The 16,098-nt window shown below is 70.0% G+C and carries 18 protein-coding genes; 7 read left to right on the plus strand and 11 right to left on the minus strand.

The genetic code is table 11. From position 1 onward, the window contains the following. The first annotated feature begins 92 nt into the window (after positions 1-92). A complete protein-coding gene (locus ABD743_RS30300; protein WP_344725818.1) occupies positions 93-1,952 on the plus strand; it encodes an ABC transporter ATP-binding protein in 1,860 nt (619 codons plus the stop codon). A gap of 204 nt (positions 1,953-2,156) precedes the next feature. Continuing rightward, positions 2,157-3,119, plus strand: coding sequence for a TauD/TfdA family dioxygenase (locus tag ABD743_RS30305; protein WP_344725819.1), 963 nt, complete (start codon positions 2,157-2,159; stop codon positions 3,117-3,119). A gap of 82 nt (positions 3,120-3,201) precedes the next feature. Here the strand turns inward: ABD743_RS30305 and ABD743_RS30310 are convergent, their stop codons facing one another. From ABD743_RS30310 to ABD743_RS30340, 7 genes are all read right to left on the minus strand, one after another. Beyond that, positions 3,202-3,366: a hypothetical protein gene (locus ABD743_RS30310; protein ID WP_344725820.1), complete on the minus strand. Its 165-nt coding sequence runs from the start codon at positions 3,364-3,366 to the stop codon at positions 3,202-3,204. A 26-nt stretch (positions 3,367-3,392) separates the two neighbouring features. Then, on the minus strand, positions 3,393-3,731 hold the full coding sequence (locus ABD743_RS30315) for a hypothetical protein (RefSeq protein WP_344725821.1): 339 nt from the start codon (positions 3,729-3,731) through the stop codon (positions 3,393-3,395). Next, the gene (locus tag ABD743_RS30320) at positions 3,728-4,105 is read right to left on the minus strand and encodes a cupin domain-containing protein (protein WP_344725822.1); all 378 of its coding nucleotides are present in this window, start codon (positions 4,103-4,105) and stop codon (positions 3,728-3,730) included. Before ABD743_RS30320 ends, ABD743_RS30315 begins: the two co-directional genes overlap by 4 nt. Before the next feature lie 73 nt (positions 4,106-4,178). Beyond that, positions 4,179-7,322: an ATP-binding protein gene (locus ABD743_RS30325; protein ID WP_344725824.1), complete on the minus strand. Its 3,144-nt coding sequence runs from the start codon at positions 7,320-7,322 to the stop codon at positions 4,179-4,181. A gap of 31 nt (positions 7,323-7,353) precedes the next feature. Then, on the minus strand, positions 7,354-8,811 hold the full coding sequence (locus tag ABD743_RS30330) for an amidase (RefSeq protein ID WP_344725826.1): 1,458 nt from the start codon (positions 8,809-8,811) through the stop codon (positions 7,354-7,356). Then, on the minus strand, positions 8,808-9,098 hold the full coding sequence (locus tag ABD743_RS30335; RefSeq protein WP_344725828.1) for a hypothetical protein: 291 nt from the start codon (positions 9,096-9,098) through the stop codon (positions 8,808-8,810). The genes ABD743_RS30330 and ABD743_RS30335 overlap by 4 nt, the downstream gene beginning before the upstream one ends. A gap of 160 nt (positions 9,099-9,258) precedes the next feature. Beyond that, positions 9,259-9,627: a hypothetical protein gene (locus ABD743_RS30340; protein WP_344725830.1), complete on the minus strand. Its 369-nt coding sequence runs from the start codon at positions 9,625-9,627 to the stop codon at positions 9,259-9,261. A gap of 340 nt (positions 9,628-9,967) precedes the next feature. Here ABD743_RS30340 and ABD743_RS30345 point away from each other — a divergent pair, with 340 nt between their 5' ends. Beyond that, complete coding sequence (locus ABD743_RS30345; protein WP_344725831.1) at positions 9,968-10,222, plus strand: DUF397 domain-containing protein; 255 nt, start codon at positions 9,968-9,970, stop codon at positions 10,220-10,222. 49 nt (positions 10,223-10,271) lie between these two features. Here the strand turns inward: ABD743_RS30345 and ABD743_RS30350 are convergent, their stop codons facing one another. Further along, positions 10,272-11,162 (minus strand): helix-turn-helix domain-containing protein, encoded by an 891-nt coding sequence (locus ABD743_RS30350; protein ID WP_344725833.1) that lies wholly within the window; start codon positions 11,160-11,162, stop codon positions 10,272-10,274. A gap of 205 nt (positions 11,163-11,367) precedes the next feature. Here ABD743_RS30350 and ABD743_RS30355 point away from each other — a divergent pair, with 205 nt between their 5' ends. Then, positions 11,368-12,204 carry an SAM-dependent methyltransferase gene (locus tag ABD743_RS30355; protein ID WP_344725835.1) on the plus strand — a complete coding sequence of 279 codons (837 nt, stop codon included), beginning with the start codon at positions 11,368-11,370 and terminating at the stop codon, positions 12,202-12,204. Between the two features lie 54 nt (positions 12,205-12,258). Beyond that, positions 12,259-12,924, plus strand: coding sequence for a class I SAM-dependent methyltransferase (locus tag ABD743_RS30360; protein WP_344725837.1), 666 nt, complete (start codon positions 12,259-12,261; stop codon positions 12,922-12,924). Between the two features lie 12 nt (positions 12,925-12,936). Here ABD743_RS30360 and ABD743_RS30365 read toward each other — a convergent pair whose 3' ends face one another. Next, on the minus strand, positions 12,937-13,551 hold the full coding sequence (locus ABD743_RS30365; protein ID WP_344725839.1) for a hypothetical protein: 615 nt from the start codon (positions 13,549-13,551) through the stop codon (positions 12,937-12,939). A gap of 187 nt (positions 13,552-13,738) precedes the next feature. Between ABD743_RS30365 and ABD743_RS30370 the strand changes: the two genes are divergently transcribed. Continuing rightward, positions 13,739-14,893 carry a sensor histidine kinase gene (locus ABD743_RS30370; protein WP_344725840.1) on the plus strand — a complete coding sequence of 385 codons (1,155 nt, stop codon included), beginning with the start codon at positions 13,739-13,741 and terminating at the stop codon, positions 14,891-14,893. Beyond that, positions 14,890-15,549: a response regulator gene (locus tag ABD743_RS30375; RefSeq protein ID WP_344725842.1), complete on the plus strand. Its 660-nt coding sequence runs from the start codon at positions 14,890-14,892 to the stop codon at positions 15,547-15,549. The genes ABD743_RS30370 and ABD743_RS30375 overlap by 4 nt, the downstream gene beginning before the upstream one ends. 1 nt (position 15,550) lies before the next feature. Here the strand turns inward: ABD743_RS30375 and ABD743_RS30380 are convergent, their stop codons facing one another. After that, entirely contained in the window at positions 15,551-15,685 is a 135-nt protein-coding gene (locus ABD743_RS30380) for an alpha/beta fold hydrolase (protein ID WP_344725844.1), read from the minus strand. Positions 15,686-15,735: 50 nt separating this feature from the next. Beyond that, a partial coding sequence (locus ABD743_RS30385; RefSeq protein WP_344725845.1) for a hypothetical protein occupies positions 15,736-16,098 on the minus strand: 363 nt, incomplete at its 5' end.

Raw genomic sequence — 16,098 nt, forward strand, 5'->3', positions numbered from 1 at the left:
CTCCTCACCGCCATGGCCCACCACGGCATCCACCCCGACCGCAGCAACCACGAACTCAGCCAAGACGCCCGCAACCACCAGCTGATCCGCGCATGACCGGCAACGTGGCGGCCTCCGGCGACAGCTCGGAGGCCGAGCCGGGGGCGCCCTCGTCCGCCGGACTCCACCGGCGGACACGAGCGTTCTCCTCCTCCCAGGTCGAACCCGAGGACGGTGCGCCGGCGAGCCATGATCCGGCTGACAAGGGTCTGCTCCGGCAACTCTGGCAGTTCCGGTCCTACGGGCGCCCGCACCGGCGCGCGCTCTCGGTCGGCGTCGGGCTGAGAGTCTGTGAACTGCTCGCCGACCTGGCCCAGCCCTGGCCCCTCGCTCTGGTCGTCGACGGCCTGTTCGCCGCCGGCGGATCTCACGGACCGCCCTCGCTACTGGCCTCGCTGGTCGGCGGGTCGACCCGCACCCTGCTGCTCGTTGCCTCTGTCGCCGTCCTGATCATTGCGCTGATCTCAGGGGCGTTCGACTACCTCGGCGACAGGGTGATGAACGGGGCAGGCGAGAAGATCACCGCCGCCATCCGCGCAGATACCTTCGGGAACCTGCAACGGCTGCCGATGACCTTCCACGACCGTCACGCCGTGGGCGAGTTCACCAGTCGTATCTCGACCGACACCGACAGGATCGAGACCAGCCTGACGGCCGTGTTCTCCACACTGTTCCCGGGAGTGCTCTCGATCGTCGGATTCGCCATCGTGCTGCTCTCGGTCGACTGGCGACTCGGGCTGATCGCCATCGGGTGCATTCCCCTGATCTTCGCGAGCTCGGCCCGGTACAGCCGGCTGACCCGCCAATCGGCCCGCCAACAACGCGCCGCCGAGGGGCGCCTCGCCGGGTTCGTCGCCGAATCACTACAAGGCATCCGCACCATCCACGCCTTCGGCAGCCACGACCTGCACGACACCCGCTTCGCCGCGGACAACAACGGCACCCTGCGTGCCGGCCTGCGCGCCGTCGAACTGCGCGCGCGGTTCACGCCCCTTCTGGAGATCATCACCGCGGTGGGCACGGCCGTGCTGCTCTGGGTCGGCGGCCTCGGAGTGCTCGACGGCTGGTGGACGGTGGGTCTGCTCGTCGTCGTCACCAGCTACCTGCGAGACATGATCAAACCCGTGCGGGGGCTGTCGAAACTCTCGATGACCTTCACCCAGGGCGCGGCATCCGCGGAACGGGTGGCCGACATCCTCGCCCGCACACCGCGGACGATCTGCCGGTCACGACCGCTGCCTGCCCGAGCTGACGGACGCATCGACCTCGACGACGTCGTCCTCGACTACGGACGCGGACCCGTCCTGCACCACCTCGACCTCACCATCCACCCCGGCGAGCGCGTCGCCCTGCTCGGACCCAACGGCGCAGGAAAATCCACCGTCCTCGCATTGATCGCCGGGCTCTACCAGCCCACATCAGGCACGATCCACCTCGACGGCCGAAACACCGCCCACCTGCCCAACCCGTGGCTCCACCGCCAAATCGCCGTCGTCCTCCAAGACACCTTCCTGTTCTCCGGAACACTCGCCGAGAACATCCGCTACGCCCGCCCCGACGCCACACCGGAAGAAGTCACCCGGGCCGCACAAACCGCTCTCGTGTCCGACTTCGCCGACGACCTCCCCGACGGACTCGACACCCGCCTCGGCGACAGCGGCACCGGGCTGTCCGGCGGACAACGCCAACGCGTCGGCGTCGCCCGCGCCCTGCTCCTCGACGCCCCCGTCGTACTCCTCGACGAACCCACCGCCGGCTTCGACTCCCACGCCGAACGACTCGTCGTCGAAGCCCTCACCCGACTCGTCCACGGCCGCACCGTCATCATGACGACCCACCGCCCCGCACTCATCCGCCTCGCCACCCGCACCGTCGACATCCACGACGGCGCCATCCAGCAGCTCGCCGGATAGCTCGAATGCCTTCAGGCCCGCTCGAAAATCGTGACCGCACATGATCGCGGCACGAATTCTCGATCAAGTCCGAAAAACTCGGCGAGTAAGCCGAGATATTCATTGTCGATCGTTGCGAGACAACCTGGGCGCGATTACGCTCGGATTCAGGCGAACCGGAGGGGGGCATCGTGAGCCGGGCACGATTATATGGGAGGTATCTTCATGTCGACGGCCATGTCGACCACGAGCATCGTCGAGCTGGACCTAGCCGGCGAGCGATCCTGGTGGGCCACGGAAAAGGACGGAATCCTCGCGGCGCTGGTCGATCACTACGGTGGCGACGTCGACGGCGAGGACTTGGCTCCACCACATGATCCTGCGGCCCTGCGAGCACGTCTTCGAGAGGTCGCGCCGCGATTGGCCGCCATCACGGCCCGCATACGCAGGGCCTTCGACCACGACCAGGCCGCCGGGGTGTTGATCTCGGAACTCGGCCTGGGCGAGGCGGACCTCGACGGCAAGCGCAAGGGCGCCTTCGCACTCGCCGTGCTGCTCGGCGACCCCACCGCGAACATCCCGTTCAATCATGTGATCTGGGACGTCCGCAACCGTGGCGATGAAAAGTCGGGTCACACAAGCTTCTCGGAGAACGACCTCAAAGCGGGTTATCACACCGACAATGGGTCGATTCCCATCCCGGAGCGATTCTTCTTCCTCTACGCCGTGCACGCTGCCGCGTGCGGAGGCGGGCTGTCGCTCCTGCGCGACGGTCGGGTCGTCAAGAAGCAGCTCGAGGAGACCCCGGACGGCCGAGCAGCGGTTCAGGTGCTCACCGAGACGAGCCTGCCGAGGCGGATTCCCGAAGTATTCAAGCAGTATGGGAACGTCGCCGATGACGGCTACCTCTACGCACCCGTGCTCGCCGAGACACCGATGTGGCGGTGGCGGAAGAACGGGATCCGCAGAGGCATCGCGGCGCACCCGGAATTCCAGACTCCCGAGGTGCAGCAGGCCCTGGACGCCGTGCTCGACAGGCTCGACAACGGTCCCGACGAGATCCGGCTGGTCATCCCCACCGACGGGATCCTGATCATCAACAACCACATCGCGTTGCACGGACGCACGGCCTTCTCCGACCCTGACCGCCACCTCCTCCGCGTGCGCCTCCACGAGCCCACCGCGTAGTTCGAGAAGTCAGGCGGTCACCTGGCCCGGCGGTCGTATCCCTCCGGCCAGGTCCGCCGGCCAGAGCAGATGGTGGTGCGGCTCAGCCGACCTTCAGCTCGGTGGTGCGGCCGGTCATGCGCAGCACGACCAGCACCACCACCCCGACCGCCAGCCACACCAGCCCACCGATCTTCGCGTTGGCGTCGGCGTTCACCAGCACGTAGCCGATGATCACGAAGCCGAGCAGCGGCACGGTCAGGTGCAACCCGTAGGTCCGCTGCCGCTGCTTGATCAGATACGACGCCGCGGCCGAGACGTGCAGCAGCAGGAACGCGAACAGGCGTAGGCGTACACCGAACCCGAGATCGGGAACGCCCGCGACATCTCCCGATAGCTCAACGCCGTGAAGATCATCGCGGCGAACCCGATGACATAGGTCAGCGGCACCATGCCCAGCGACGCGTTGAACACCACACCGAAGATCGCGAACGGCGCGATCGGCACCATGAACACCGGCCCGTAGACCAGCAGGTCACGCAGGGTCAGGCTGCGCCGCAACTCCTGCCGGTAGCCGAACTCACGCAGCCCGCCGTCCCCGGCGGCTCCGACGACGGGACGCTCGGCGGTCACCCTGCCTTCGCCGCTGCGATGTTCGCGCTGACCACGGCCATCGTGGCAGTGAGCGCATCCGTCGGGCTGAACTCGATCAGCTCGGTGTCGGGGAACATCAGCGGCAGGTGTCCGGGCGCACCGTAGTAGGCGTCTCCCGCGACGTAGGTCTCCTCGTGGTCGGCGTACCGGTAGACGACCTTGCCGCTGACCACGACGCCCCAATGCGGGCACTGGCAGCGATCGTCGGGGAGGCCGCGGAAGAGCGGCGCCGGGTCGGTCTCCATCTTGTGGGTCTCGAACGCGACCGTGTAACCGCCCAGCTCCACGTAACGGCCCTCGATGATGGGCTCATCGACGGTCAGCGGGGCCTCGGTCTTCGACGTGTGTGGCATCTCGATCTCCTCTCGGCGAGCCGATCTCGCTCACTCATGAGGTGTGAGAACGAAGGACACGATGTGTGGAGAACTACTGACGCCACGCCGTCGGCGACTCGGGACGGTAGCTGCAGAACGTGCCGGTGCTCACCGAGTGCCGCAGATGCGCGCCCAGCTCGGGGTGCACGGATTCGATCCGTCGCATCGCGTCGCGGATCCGCGCGGTGACCGCGGTACGCGCACGTTCGGCCGGCTGCCCGGCCCGGCGGACCCTGCCCCCGAGGCCGTAGGCCGCCGACAGCTGGGCCACCAGCGCCTCGCGTTCCGCAGCGAGCGCGACCGAACGCTCCTGGTCGCCGCGGGCGTCTGCTTCCGTCTCCTCCTCGTCGAGCTCCAGAAGCCGCCGGCGGTAGGCCGCCCGGGCGGTGGCGTCGACGACCTCCCCCAGGTCACCCGGCTCGTGCAGCTCGCCGGCCGGCACCTCTGCCGCCGCAGCGGCCGACGGCGCGGCGGCGAGCTCGACGGCGGGGAACTCCCGGCCCGGAGCCGCGAGCAGCACGGCCAGGTCCCGCAGGCCCTTGCTGTCGCGCAGCCGGACCTCCCGGCGCTGATAGCGCAGTGTCCAGAACTCGCCCTCGCGCAGGAACAGGTTGTCCGATGCGCCAGGCTGCCCGTCCGCCCCGCCGCCCTCCGGGGCAGACCCCAGCTCGTCGGCACGTCTCGTGACGCCGAGCGCACGGTAGAGATCCCGCGCCTCGGCCATCCGGACGGGGTCCGACAGCGCCAAGCCGGCATCGCGGAGGATGCGGGCGACCAGCAGAGTGGCACCGATCCCCCGGGCCCGGTCCAGCGCACGGTCGAAATGGTCTGCCGCGGTGGCTGTCTCGCCCGCGGCGGCGGCGAGGATGCCGAGATGTCGATGCACCGGCCCGCGGAGGGCGGCACCGATGCCCTCGACGACGAACAGCTCGGCCAACGGAAACAGCTGCTCATAGGCCCAGCGGGCCACCGGGTGGCCACCGATCGTCCCGACGGCCTCCGCCAGCTGGGCCATCATCGGCAGCCACTCGGAGTCGCGCGGCGAAGCGGTGAGCCGCGGGGTGACCGCGTCCAGCCGGGCTGCCGCCTCGCCGGCCCGGCCCTGGTGAGCGGCGACGTGCGCCATGGTGACGAAGGGCCACACGCCCGCGAACCCGTTCAGGTCCACCGCGGCGAACAGCTCGGTGATGCCCGGCTGGTCGTCCAGCTCGGTGAGAAGGCACCAGCGCGAGGTCAGGACGAGCGCCTGTGCGTTCTCACTGCCCGCGCCACGGCCGAGCCGCTCGGCGTCGGCGAGATGCGCCTCGCAGTCGGCGATCCGTCCCTCCGACAAGGCGCGCATGCCCTGCCAGATCGGGACGTACCAGTCGTAGGCCGGCTGCCGCAGACCCGCGGCCGTCACCGCGTACGCCTGCGCCTCGGCATGAGCGCCGACGACGTCCCCGACCTCGAGCAGCGCCACCAGCCGGAACCGCCTGCCCAGCAGCTCCAGCGCGGGTGAGCGCCTTCGGGCCGCGGTCGCCACGATCTCACTCGCCCATTCCGCCCGCGACCGGCTGTGCTCGGGCCCGGCCAGCACGTCACAGCGAGCGGCGAGGGCCTGGCCGAGCGCGTCGTCGTCGCCGGACGCGCGGGCGAGCGTGACGGCCTCCTCGCTCAGCTCGGCGCGGCGCTCCTCGCTCGCCAGCAGGGTGAGTGCCACCGACAGCCGGGCCGCCGTCAGCGACCGCAGCACCGTCTCCTGCTCGGCGAGCGCGACACGGGCCTCGGAGAGCAGGTCGACCTGCTCACCGTCGAGCAGCGCGACCTCGAACCCGACCCCACCTGCGAGTCCGAGCGCCGCCCTGGCCACCAACGTCGCCGACCCGAGCCGCCGACCCAGCCCGGCCGCCTCCCTGAACACCCCCCGTGCCGTCGCCCGGTCCCCCGCCGCCACCAGCGCCTCCCCCTGGGCGACCAGCATGTCGGCCCGGCGCGCAGGCTCTGCGCCGTCGATCCCGCCCTCGAGCGCGGCGGCCGCCCGCGCGTACCACTGAGCGGCATCCTCGTAGGCGGCGACCGCCGCGGCGCGCTCACCGGCCTGCGCGGCCGAGCCCGCCGCCTGGACCCGGTGCTCCGGACCGGCCTGCAAGAGATGGTGGGCGATCACCGCCGGGTCCGCCCCCGACCGCGCGAGCTCGGCCGCGATCCGGGCGTGCAGCTCCTGGCGCTCGCCCACCGGAAGGGCGCGGTGGACCGCGTCCCGCAGGAGATCGTGTCCGAACGCCACGCGCCCCGGCCCCGTGTCGACGATCAGTGCCTCGGCCCGCGCGGGATCGAGCAGCCGGTCCAGCTCGTCCGGTCCGGTCGCGATCAGGGCGGAGAGCACGCCGATCTCGACGTCCCGGCCGAGTGCCGCCGCCGCTGCGACAGCTTCGGCGCTGCGGGCGGGCAGGCGCGCGAGCCGCCCAGCCGCCAGTGCCCGCACCGACTCCGGCACGGCCAGCGCGGTGACCGGGTCGCCCAGCCCGCCCCGGCTGCGCAGGAATGTCACCAGCTCGGTGACCAACAGCGGGCTACCGCCGGTGCGCTGGGCGACCACACGCAGCGTGTCGGGCCGGGGCGACGACCCCGACGCGGCCATGAGCTGCGCGACGTCGTCGGTGGACAACGTCGCCAACGGCAGCGACCGGCCCGCCCGGACCAGCTCACCACGGATCCGGCCGCGCCCCTGCCAAGCCGCCTCCCCGTCGCGGGACGTCGCAAGGATGACCACACGGGTCGCGCGGAGCTGCCGGGCCACATGGCCGAGCAGTTCCAGGGACGAGGCGTCGGCGTCGTGCACGTCGTCGAACACCAGCAGCAGCGGCGTCTCCGCGGCCGATGTCGCCACCAGATCGACGACGTCGTCGAACATCCGCTCCCGCATGCCCTCGGTCGGCGAGCCCCCGTCGGGGAACACGTCGGCACGGTCAGGCACGACCGTGCGCAGCAGCCGCGCCCACGGCCGGAACGCCGCGGCAGCCGGCTCGCACCCGTGCCATGCGGTGCGGTAGCCGGCGGCCCTCGTCACGGCCTCCTGCGCCAGCCGCGACTTGCCGACTCCCGCCTCCCCCGTGACCAGCACCAGCGTGCCGCGCCCCGCTCGGCCCGCCGCCAGCACCGCCTCGATCTCAGCAACCGCCTCCGACCGTCCCACCAGCGGATACGAGGTCACCGCGTGCGCCGCCTCCTCCCCCTGGTCGTGCTCAGTGCCGCGAAGCGTGCACCGCGGGCGTGCGGCCGGCCCACGGCCTCGCCCGCTCGAGCTGTCCGGCCAGCCGGAACAGGGTGGCCTCGTCACCGAACCTACCGAGGAAGTGCACGCCGATCGGCAGTCCGTCGGCGTTGTGCCACAAGGGCACCGACATCGCCGGGTTGCCGGTGATGTTGGCGACCACCGCGGGGTACTCGACCGTGCGTCCGCCACGGCGGAACGCACGCAGTGGATCGTCCGGTGTGGACACGATCTGCCCGAGAGGCGCCGGCGGCTCCGACATCGTCGGGGTGAGCCACATGTCGACCCGGCCGAGGAACGCCGCCACACCGCGGGCGAAGACCTGCATGCGCTCCACGGCCAGCAGGTAGTCCCCGCCGGTGGTGCCGCGGGCTGACTCCCACGAGACGCGGGTGATCGGCTCCAGCTCATGCGGCCCGGGCTCACGGCCGAGACGGCGGATCCACGACTCGATCAGCCACGCCAGAGTCGCGTTGAAGACGGTGCCGATCGCGTCACCGATCTGCTCGTCGAGACCGGGCACGTCCGCTTCGACGACCTCGTGGCCCAGCTCGGTGCACAGCATCACCGCGTCCATGAGCGCCTCGACGCAGTCGGGGTGGCCGAGCTCGCCGCCTGCAGTCCGCGGCGTGTACGCGATGCGCAGCTTCCGCGGGTCGGCACCGACCTCGGCGGCGAACGGCCCGGCCTGGGCCGGGGCCGGGTAGGGGTCGCCGGGCGCCGGGCCTGCGGTGGCATCGAGCAGTGCGGCGCTGTCGCGCACCGAGACCGTCATCGCGTGCTCGGCGACCCACCCGTTGACCATGTCGCCGAAGTGCGGCCCCAGCGGCACCCGCGCACGTGTCGGCTTGAACCCGAACAGGCCGCAGGCGGAAGCCGGGAAGCGCAGCGATCCGGACAGATCGTTGCCGTGCGCCATCGGCACCATCCCCGCTGCGACCGCGGCAGCCGATCCACCGGACGACCCGCTCGTCGAACGGTCGGGGTCCCACGGGTTGCGCGTCACGCCGAAGCGCGCCGGCTCGCAGGTCGGCACCATTCCGAACTCGGGAGCGTTCGTCTTGCCCAGCATCACGAGCCCGGCGACCTGCAGCCTCCTGACCAGCTCGGAGGTGTGTCGGGACACGTAGTCGCGCAGGAACGCCGAGCCGGAGCTCAGCGGAACGCCCTCCTCCTCGGCGATCAGGTCCTTCAACAGGAAGGGCACCCCGGCGAAGGGGCCCTCCGGCACGGCCCGCGCCCTGGCCCGCGCACGCTCGTACGTCGGCGTCACCACGGCGTTCAGCAGCGGGTTCAGCCGCTCGATCCGTTCGATCGCCCAGTTCACCAGCTCCAGCGGCGTCACCTCACCCCGGCGCACCAGCTCGGCCTGGCCCGTCGCATCCAACGCCGCGATCTCCGCGGCCGGATCCGTCATCTCCAGCGTCATCGCGACGCCTTCTCCGCGACGACGGCGTGGTGCAGGTCCCCGATCGGCTCCACGCGTGGCCGCGGCAGGCCGGCTGCCGCGAGCGCCGCGCGGAGGGTATCTCCCCCGCTGAACGCCTCGAACTCCGCGCGCGACGGGCAGGTGTCGAAGACGGTCAGCCCACTGGCGGTGCCGACGCAGAGCAGCAGTTGCACCGCTCCCGGCGGAAACCCGTCGAGCAGTCGGTGGAACGCGGGCAGCAGCTCGTCTGCATGCCCGTCGAAGTGGTAGGCGCCCACAAACATCACGATCCCTCCCCTGAGCGGACCGGCGGTCCGTTCCTCCTCAGGCGTGAGATCGGTGTGCGAAAGGCCCGCACGACGTGACCGGGCCGATACGACGGGGGTCGCTGGGGAGAGCTGCCGGCAGGTGGGATGCCCGAACCGATGGGACGGCCGAACGGCCGCCCTACGCGAGTCTGCCCGCGCTCATGATCCGTTCGGTCTCCTTGCCGATCTCCCAGAGCCGGCACGGCCACACGGGCGCTGCGGTGGTCGGATACCGGCAGCCGCGGCAGTGGCCGGTGGAGTCGGCGCTGTGCTCGACCAGGATCCGGCGCAGGGCGCCTGCAGAGTAGGTGGCCGCGAGTATCTCGGCGATGCTCTGAATCTGGTCGGACCTCGACTGCTCCGCCACCTGGACGCCCCCTGTCGGATCGTGCGCGAGGCCCGCCCGGCGCCACAAACCGTGCAGCGGCAGCCGCGGGCATTCACTCCGTGTCAGCCCTCGTCGTTTCGTCTCCATCGTGTGGTGCAGCAGCGCGTTCCCTGTTGTCACGGAGGGTATGCGCATGGATCACCACAGTGACATGCACCGTTGGCAGTGTGACCCTCACGGGATGCATATGCAAGACGCAGCTGCATGTGCACGATCAAGAATGAACAGGAACCAACCTGCCGGGTGATCCGAGTGCCGAGCCACGGGATGTCCAGGCGACCAAACTTCGGCCCTGAGCAGCACGAATCCGATCGTTGAACATTCATCTCAAGACCGCGTAGCCCCCTTTGCAACCCTCACGTACGGGCGCACGTACAGCGTCCACCGTGCATATGCACGTGCATATGCACGGTGCTACGTTCTCCCCGGCCTACCGACTCTGCACGAGCGGAGATGATCAATGCCGAACGAGGATCTCAGCGGCTGGTCCGCAGAACGATTTCGTGCTGCCACATGGCGGAAGAGCAGCTTCAGCGGCCAGAACGCCTGCGTAGAGGTTGCGACGCTGGATACCGGCGACGTGGCCGTGCGCCATTCCCGCCATCCCTCCGGGCCCGCCCTCGTCTTCACGCCCGCCGAATGGTCGGCCTTCCTGACCGGTGCACAACACGGTGAGTTCGCCGTGCCCGCCACTCCCGGCAGTGCCACCACGTGAACTGTCACGTGAGAGGACGACTCGGCGCCGGACGTGCCACGCGACCGGCTCAGATCTCCGAGATCACCTTGCTCAGCAGCTGACGCGATCGGTCGGGCGTCTCGGCGTCCACGGACAGGCGGTCGATCGACCGGCTGTACGTCTCGATCTCCTCCTGGCTGTCGAGATACAGCGCACCGCTGAGGTGCTCGATGTAGACGACGTCAGGGAGTTCGGGCTCCGCGAAGCGCAGGAGCATGAACGGGCCCTCCGCCGCGTAGCCGCTGAGGGCGTTCGGCACGACCTGCACCGTGACGTTGGGCTGGCGCGAGACTTCGAGCAGATGGCTGAGCTGCTCCCGGAGCACGCGCCGGCCACCGATCGGGCGGTGCAGCACGGACTCGTCGATCACCACCCACAGCTTCGTGGGGTGCACGCCCGTGAGGATCCTCTGCCTCTGCATCCGCAGCGCGATACGGCGTTCGGTGTCGGGGGGTGCGTGCTCGGGCCTCCCGCGCGTCATGATCGACCGCGCGTACTCCTCGGTCTGCAGCAGACCCGGGACGAACTGCAGCTCGTAGGCCTGGATGCGCTCGGCCGACTCCTCCAGGCCCACGAAGTCCTGGAACCAGCCGGGCATCACGTCGTTGTACCGGCGCCACCAGCCGGGCTGGTTGGCCTGCCGGACCATCTCGAGGAAGGCCTCGCGCTCCGCGGCGTCCTCGACGCCGTAGGTGATCAGCAGATCGGACACGTCACGTTCCTTGAACGCGACCCTCCCGAGCTCGAGGCGGGAGAGCTTCGAGTCGGACGCGCGGATGACGTAGCCGGCCTCGGACCGGGAAAGTCCCGCAGCCTCTCGGAGGCGCCGAAGCTGAGCTCCGAGCACGATCCGCCGGGCGGTGGATCCGCGAGTGGGTTCGCCCCTCGCGCCGGTCTCGGATTGGCCGCGTTCGACCATCCGCTCCTCCCCGTTCGACCCCTCGGAACTCTCCACCTCTCTCGCGGCGGACGGAGGGCCCATGCCCTACCCGCCGGTGAACCGTACACGCGAGGACGCCAGTGGCAGAAGTTTCGGCAGAGGTTCATCTGGGTGACCCCTTGCCCTACACTCGCACCGCCCGAGCAGGATTCCGGGCCACGACCAACCACGTAGTGAGGCACGTATGCCTGGTGCTGAGGCTCCCGCTTCCCACGAAGTCGTTCCGCCTTATATCGATGTGTCGAAGGCGAGTGTCGCCCGGGTCTACGACGCTTTCCTCAACGGCAAGGACAACTACGAGATCGACCGAGAGGTCCTGCGCCGGATCCAGCAGGTTGCGCCAGAGGCCACTCTGCTGGGGTGGGACAACCGCGAGTTCCTCATCCGCGCCACCCGCTTCATCGCGAGCCAGACCGGCATCACCCAGTACCTCGACTGCGGATCCGGCCTGCCCACCGCGGAGAACACTCACCAGGTCGCGCAGCGGCTGGCCCCCGATTCGCGCGTCGTCTACGTCGACAACGACCCGGTGGTGCTGGCTCACGGCCGGGCCTTGCTCGAGGAGAACGACCAGACACACCTCATCGCGGCCGACATCTTCGAGCCGAGAGACGTGCTCGAGAACGAGGTGGTGCGCAAGCATCTCGACTTCACGCAGCCTATTGCGCTCCACCAGTGCGGCACTATGCACCACTACACCGGCGAACGGTACGGCGAGATCATGCAGGAGTACATCGAGGCCCTGCCGTCCGGATCGTATGTCGCACTCAGCCACTTCTTCGACCCCGAGACGTCTGAATACAGCGACCTCGCGCGAAAGATGGAAGAGATTTTCATCCACAGCCCGATGGGCAGTGGCGCCTTCCGCACCAAAGCTCAGATCGAGAGCATGCTGCAGGGACTCGAACTGGTGGAGCCCGGTTTGGTGCGGTGTACCGACTGGTGGCCGGACGGCCCGCACGTGAAGCCGATGGCTCCTGTTCAGTACTGCATCGTCGGTGCCGTCGGCCGCAAGCCCTGACGCTCGCACAAACCACGAAGCCCTATCACCCAGGACCAGGGCAGACTGGCTCGGATGACGGACCGTTCACCGCCGAGCACAGGCGACCCCCGGCTGGACCTCGTGGCCGGGTCGATCAAGCTGCAACGTGGGCGGATCGAGTTCGTGCATCCACGTGATCCCGCGGCGCTGCTGTACGAAGAGGACGTCGCCACCGACGAGGCCTACCCGCCGTACTGGGCGGAACTGTGGCCGAGCGGCGTCGAACTCGCGTACGCCGTGTCCGCGCAGCAGTGGCGGGATGTGCCGGTGCTCGAGCTGGGGTGCGGCCTGGGTCTTCCGTCCATCGCCGCCGCGCTGGCTGGGGCGCGCGTGCTGGCGACCGACCGCTCGGCCGATGCCGTCACGTTCGCCGCCGTCAACGCCGAGAGCAACGGGGTGGCCGTGGAGACAGCCATCTGCTCGTGGGCGGACCCTGCCCCGCTGATCGACAGGGGGCCATGGCGACTCGTGCTGGCTTCCGACGTGCTCTACGGGCAGCGCAATGTCGACGAGTTGCTCGCCCTGCTCCCCCAGCTGGTCGACGACGACGGCGAGGCCTGGATCACCGACCCGCAGCGTCCGCTGAGCGACGAGTTCCTGGAGACCGCCACGGCGACATGGCGCTCCGTCGAGACGACACCCAGCCGGCTGCCGCAGATCCAGATCATCCGTCTCAGCGGACCCCCACGGCCGGGCTGATCGACGTCGCGGTCAGTGCCGCGGCTTCTCCAGACGTGACCCGCGCGAGCTCTCCGCTCGGTGTTGCTCCTCGTGACCGTTGCCGGGCGTGCGGCCGTGGCGCGGAGCAACCTCGCCGACGATCGCCGCACCGAGCAGCAGCGGCACGACGATGAGATAGACCGACGTCACCGCGTCGGGCGCGACGAAACCGACCGGCAACCACAGGCTCGTGGCAAGCATCAGCCAACGCGCCCGGACGGGCCACCGACGGCGCGCGACGACCGCGCCCGCGATCGCGACGAGGCCGAGCATGCTCAACGGCCATGCAGTGTCGAGCACCAGCAGCGCCCCGGAGAGCTCGTAGTTCGCCGAGGTCGGCGTGATCGCCGTCGAGAGCGCTGCGAGCGCCAGCATGACGAGCTCGGCCACGACGAAGCCGCTCGCCCACCTCCCGTCACCCGCGGCGCGGGTGGCTCTCACCACGCTCACCAGCGCCATCACGCCGAGCAGGAACGCCCCGCTGGACCACACCTCCACCGACCGCACCACTCCGTCGGTCGTCGGTGAGATGAGGCCCACCGTCCCCCAGATCACCCCGCCGAGGGCGACCGCCGCGCCGCAGGCCCGGATCGTCGCGCTGCCCATCTGTTCCTCCTTCTCGTTCGCGACCGCCGCGTGCCGGCGGGCGGCGACGAGAGTGCCGGGCTCGCCGCAATCCGTCGTCCTTCCCGGTCCGGATCCGACGGTCCTCCGCGCGGTGGAGAGATCGGCGCGACGAGATCGCCCGTGGGGCGGACGTCGACGGAAGCCTGCTCCGCTAGCGTCACCGCGCATGCGCTCCCCGACGATGGTCGACTCGGCCTTCGCCGCCGCGCTGGCCGTCGGCGGTATCACCGAGCTCGTTGTCGGAGCACAGGACGAGACGCAGGTCGTGCCCGCCGTCGCCGCGGTGCTGATCGGTGCCGCCGCGATGCTGCTGCGCACCCGCGCACCACTGCCCGGATTCGGACTGGCCGTACTCGTCTTCGCCACGTCGGAGGTGCCGTCCACCGGGGCCATGCTCACCGCCTCCATGGGTCTCGGACTCCTGGTCGCACTCAGCAGCGTCGCGCAGCGGTGTTCGTACGGCGCAGGGATCGCGGCCGCGGCCGGAACGTTCGCCGCGTTCGGCGCCTTGAGCGTGCTGGGCGACCGGCCGTGGGACGTGATCGCGTTGCTGCTGGGCATCGGCACCGCCTGGGGGATCGGCCGCCTCGTGCGCCGCGAGCAGGAGCGCAACGCCGAGCTCGCTGCGGTCGCCGCTCAGCTCGCGCTGGAGCGCGAGGCGCGTGCCGACGAAGCCGTCCGCGTCGAGCGGGGCCGGATCGCGCGCGAGCTCCACGACGCGGTTGCCCACATCGTCAGCGTGATGACGCTGCAGGTGGGCGGGGTACGGAGAAGCCTGACCGTCGGCGGGGGCCACGACCGTGAGACCGACGTACTGCGCGCAGTGGAGGACCTCGGCCGGGAGGCGGTCGCCGAGCTGCACCGCGCGGTCGGTGTGTTGCGAGCGCTCGCCTCCGAGCCGGACCAACCTGAGGGATCACCGGAGCACGGGCTCACGCCGCCACCCCGGTTGTGTCAGGTCGAGCAGTTGGCGGAGCGCGTCCGCGCCGCCGGACTCCTTGTCGACCTGCGCGTCGAAGGCGAGCCGCGGACGCTGCCGGGCGGGCTCGACCTCGCGGCCTACCGCATCGTGCAGGAGGCACTCACGAACGTGCTCAAGCACGCCGGACCGGCCCGGGCCAGCGTCGTGGTGCGTTACGAGGACACCGAGTTGACGGTGTCCGTCGCCGACGACGGGCCCGGCGGACCGGCCGGGCATCCCGGCCACGGACTGACCGGAATGCAGGAACGGGTGAGCATGTACGACGGGGAACTGGTGACAGGTGCCGGTCCGGACGGCGGCTGGTCGGTGTGCGCACGGCTGCCGGTACCCCGCGCATGATCCGCGTCCTGCTCGCCGACGACGAAGCGATGGTCCGCGCCGGACTGCGGCTGATCCTGGAAACCGAACCGGACATCACGGTCGTCGGGGAGGCTGCCGACGGTGCCGCTGCGGTAGCGGCCACCGACGAGCTGCGACCCGACGTCGTCCTGATGGACGTCCGCATGCCCGGGCTCGACGGTCTCGCGGCGACCGAGCGAATCCTCGACGCGCATCCCGCGGTCCGCGTCGTCGTTCTCACCACCTTCGACCACGACGAGAACGTGCATACCGCGCTGCGGCTCGGCGCGAGCGGTTTCCTGCTCAAGGTCGCCCCGCCGGAGCGCCTGGTCGACGCCATCCGGATCGCCGCCGACGGTGGCGCCCTGCTGGACCCTCTCGTCACACGCCGCGTCATCACCGCCTTCGCGACGCTCCCCGCGCGCGACCACGCTGCTCGGCCCGCCGAGCTGGAGCGGCTCACCACCCGCGAGCAGGAGGTGCTGCGCATGCTCGCCCGCGGCCTGTCCAACGCCGAGATCGCCGTCGAGCTCGTGGTCGGCGATGCAACGGTCAAGACCCACGTCGCACGGGTGCTCATGAAGCTCGGCCTGCGCGACCGGGTGCAGGCGGTTATCTACGCCTACGAGCACGGTCTCGTGAAGCCGGGAGACTGAGCTACCCGACGGCGGTGAGAAACCTGCGCAGCGTGTCGTTGAACAGCTCGGGCCGGTCCAGGTTGGGCATGTGCCCGGAGCTCTCGATGACGGCGAGTCGCCCCGTCGGCACGATGTCGACGAGCTCGCGGACCATGCCGAGCCGGTCATCCCGCGAGCTACACACGGCATAGCCCTCCCAAAACCTCAGGTCACCGCAGCAGCAACGTCGAGTGCGGCTTGGTTGGCGTCGGCCGCCTCGGTTGGGTGGTGGGCTGCGGTGAGTTCAATCGATAGCTGCCGTAGTTGATCAGCAACGGACGGTGTATCAATCCCTTGAGCGGCGGCCTGACGGAACTGCTCGATGGATTCCACGGCGGCAGAGATCGCCAGATCCGCCTGTTCGAGCGCCAGCTGCCGACGAAAACGTTCGAACAGCACGAAAGCCAGAATCCAGTGATACTCGGCCGCACCGTCTGGAGGCGGACTGTAGGCGCGCATGACATCGAGCGCCGCCTGATTGGCATCAGCAGCCTCGACCACGCGGTGGACAGCAATAAGCTCAGTGCA

Origin of the sequence: Pseudonocardia yunnanensis (genome assembly GCF_039534065.1) — a bacterium.
Taxonomy (GTDB): Bacteria; Actinomycetota; Actinomycetes; order Mycobacteriales; family Pseudonocardiaceae; genus Pseudonocardia; species Pseudonocardia yunnanensis.

Coding starts and splice junctions, on each gene's coding strand:
- ABD743_RS30365 (WP_344725839.1), bottom strand. CDS start 13,551: ATGGGCAGCGCGACGATCCGGGCCTGCGGCGCGGCGGTCGCCCTCGGC.
- ABD743_RS30320 (WP_344725822.1), bottom strand. CDS start 4,105: ATGCCACACACGTCGAAGACCGAGGCCCCGCTGACCGTCGATGAGCCC.
- ABD743_RS30380 (WP_344725844.1), bottom strand. CDS start 15,685: ATGGTCCGCGAGCTCGTCGACATCGTGCCGACGGGGCGACTCGCCGTC.
- ABD743_RS30355 (WP_344725835.1), top strand. CDS start 11,368: ATGCCTGGTGCTGAGGCTCCCGCTTCCCACGAAGTCGTTCCGCCTTAT.
- ABD743_RS30375 (WP_344725842.1), top strand. CDS start 14,890: ATGATCCGCGTCCTGCTCGCCGACGACGAAGCGATGGTCCGCGCCGGA.
- ABD743_RS30305 (WP_344725819.1), top strand. CDS start 2,157: ATGTCGACGGCCATGTCGACCACGAGCATCGTCGAGCTGGACCTAGCC.
- ABD743_RS30350 (WP_344725833.1), bottom strand. CDS start 11,162: ATGGTCGAACGCGGCCAATCCGAGACCGGCGCGAGGGGCGAACCCACT.
- ABD743_RS30370 (WP_344725840.1), top strand. CDS start 13,739: ATGCGCTCCCCGACGATGGTCGACTCGGCCTTCGCCGCCGCGCTGGCC.
- ABD743_RS30300 (WP_344725818.1), top strand. CDS start 93: ATGACCGGCAACGTGGCGGCCTCCGGCGACAGCTCGGAGGCCGAGCCG.
- ABD743_RS30360 (WP_344725837.1), top strand. CDS start 12,259: ATGACGGACCGTTCACCGCCGAGCACAGGCGACCCCCGGCTGGACCTC.
- ABD743_RS30330 (WP_344725826.1), bottom strand. CDS start 8,811: ATGACGCTGGAGATGACGGATCCGGCCGCGGAGATCGCGGCGTTGGAT.
- ABD743_RS30345 (WP_344725831.1), top strand. CDS start 9,968: ATGCCGAACGAGGATCTCAGCGGCTGGTCCGCAGAACGATTTCGTGCT.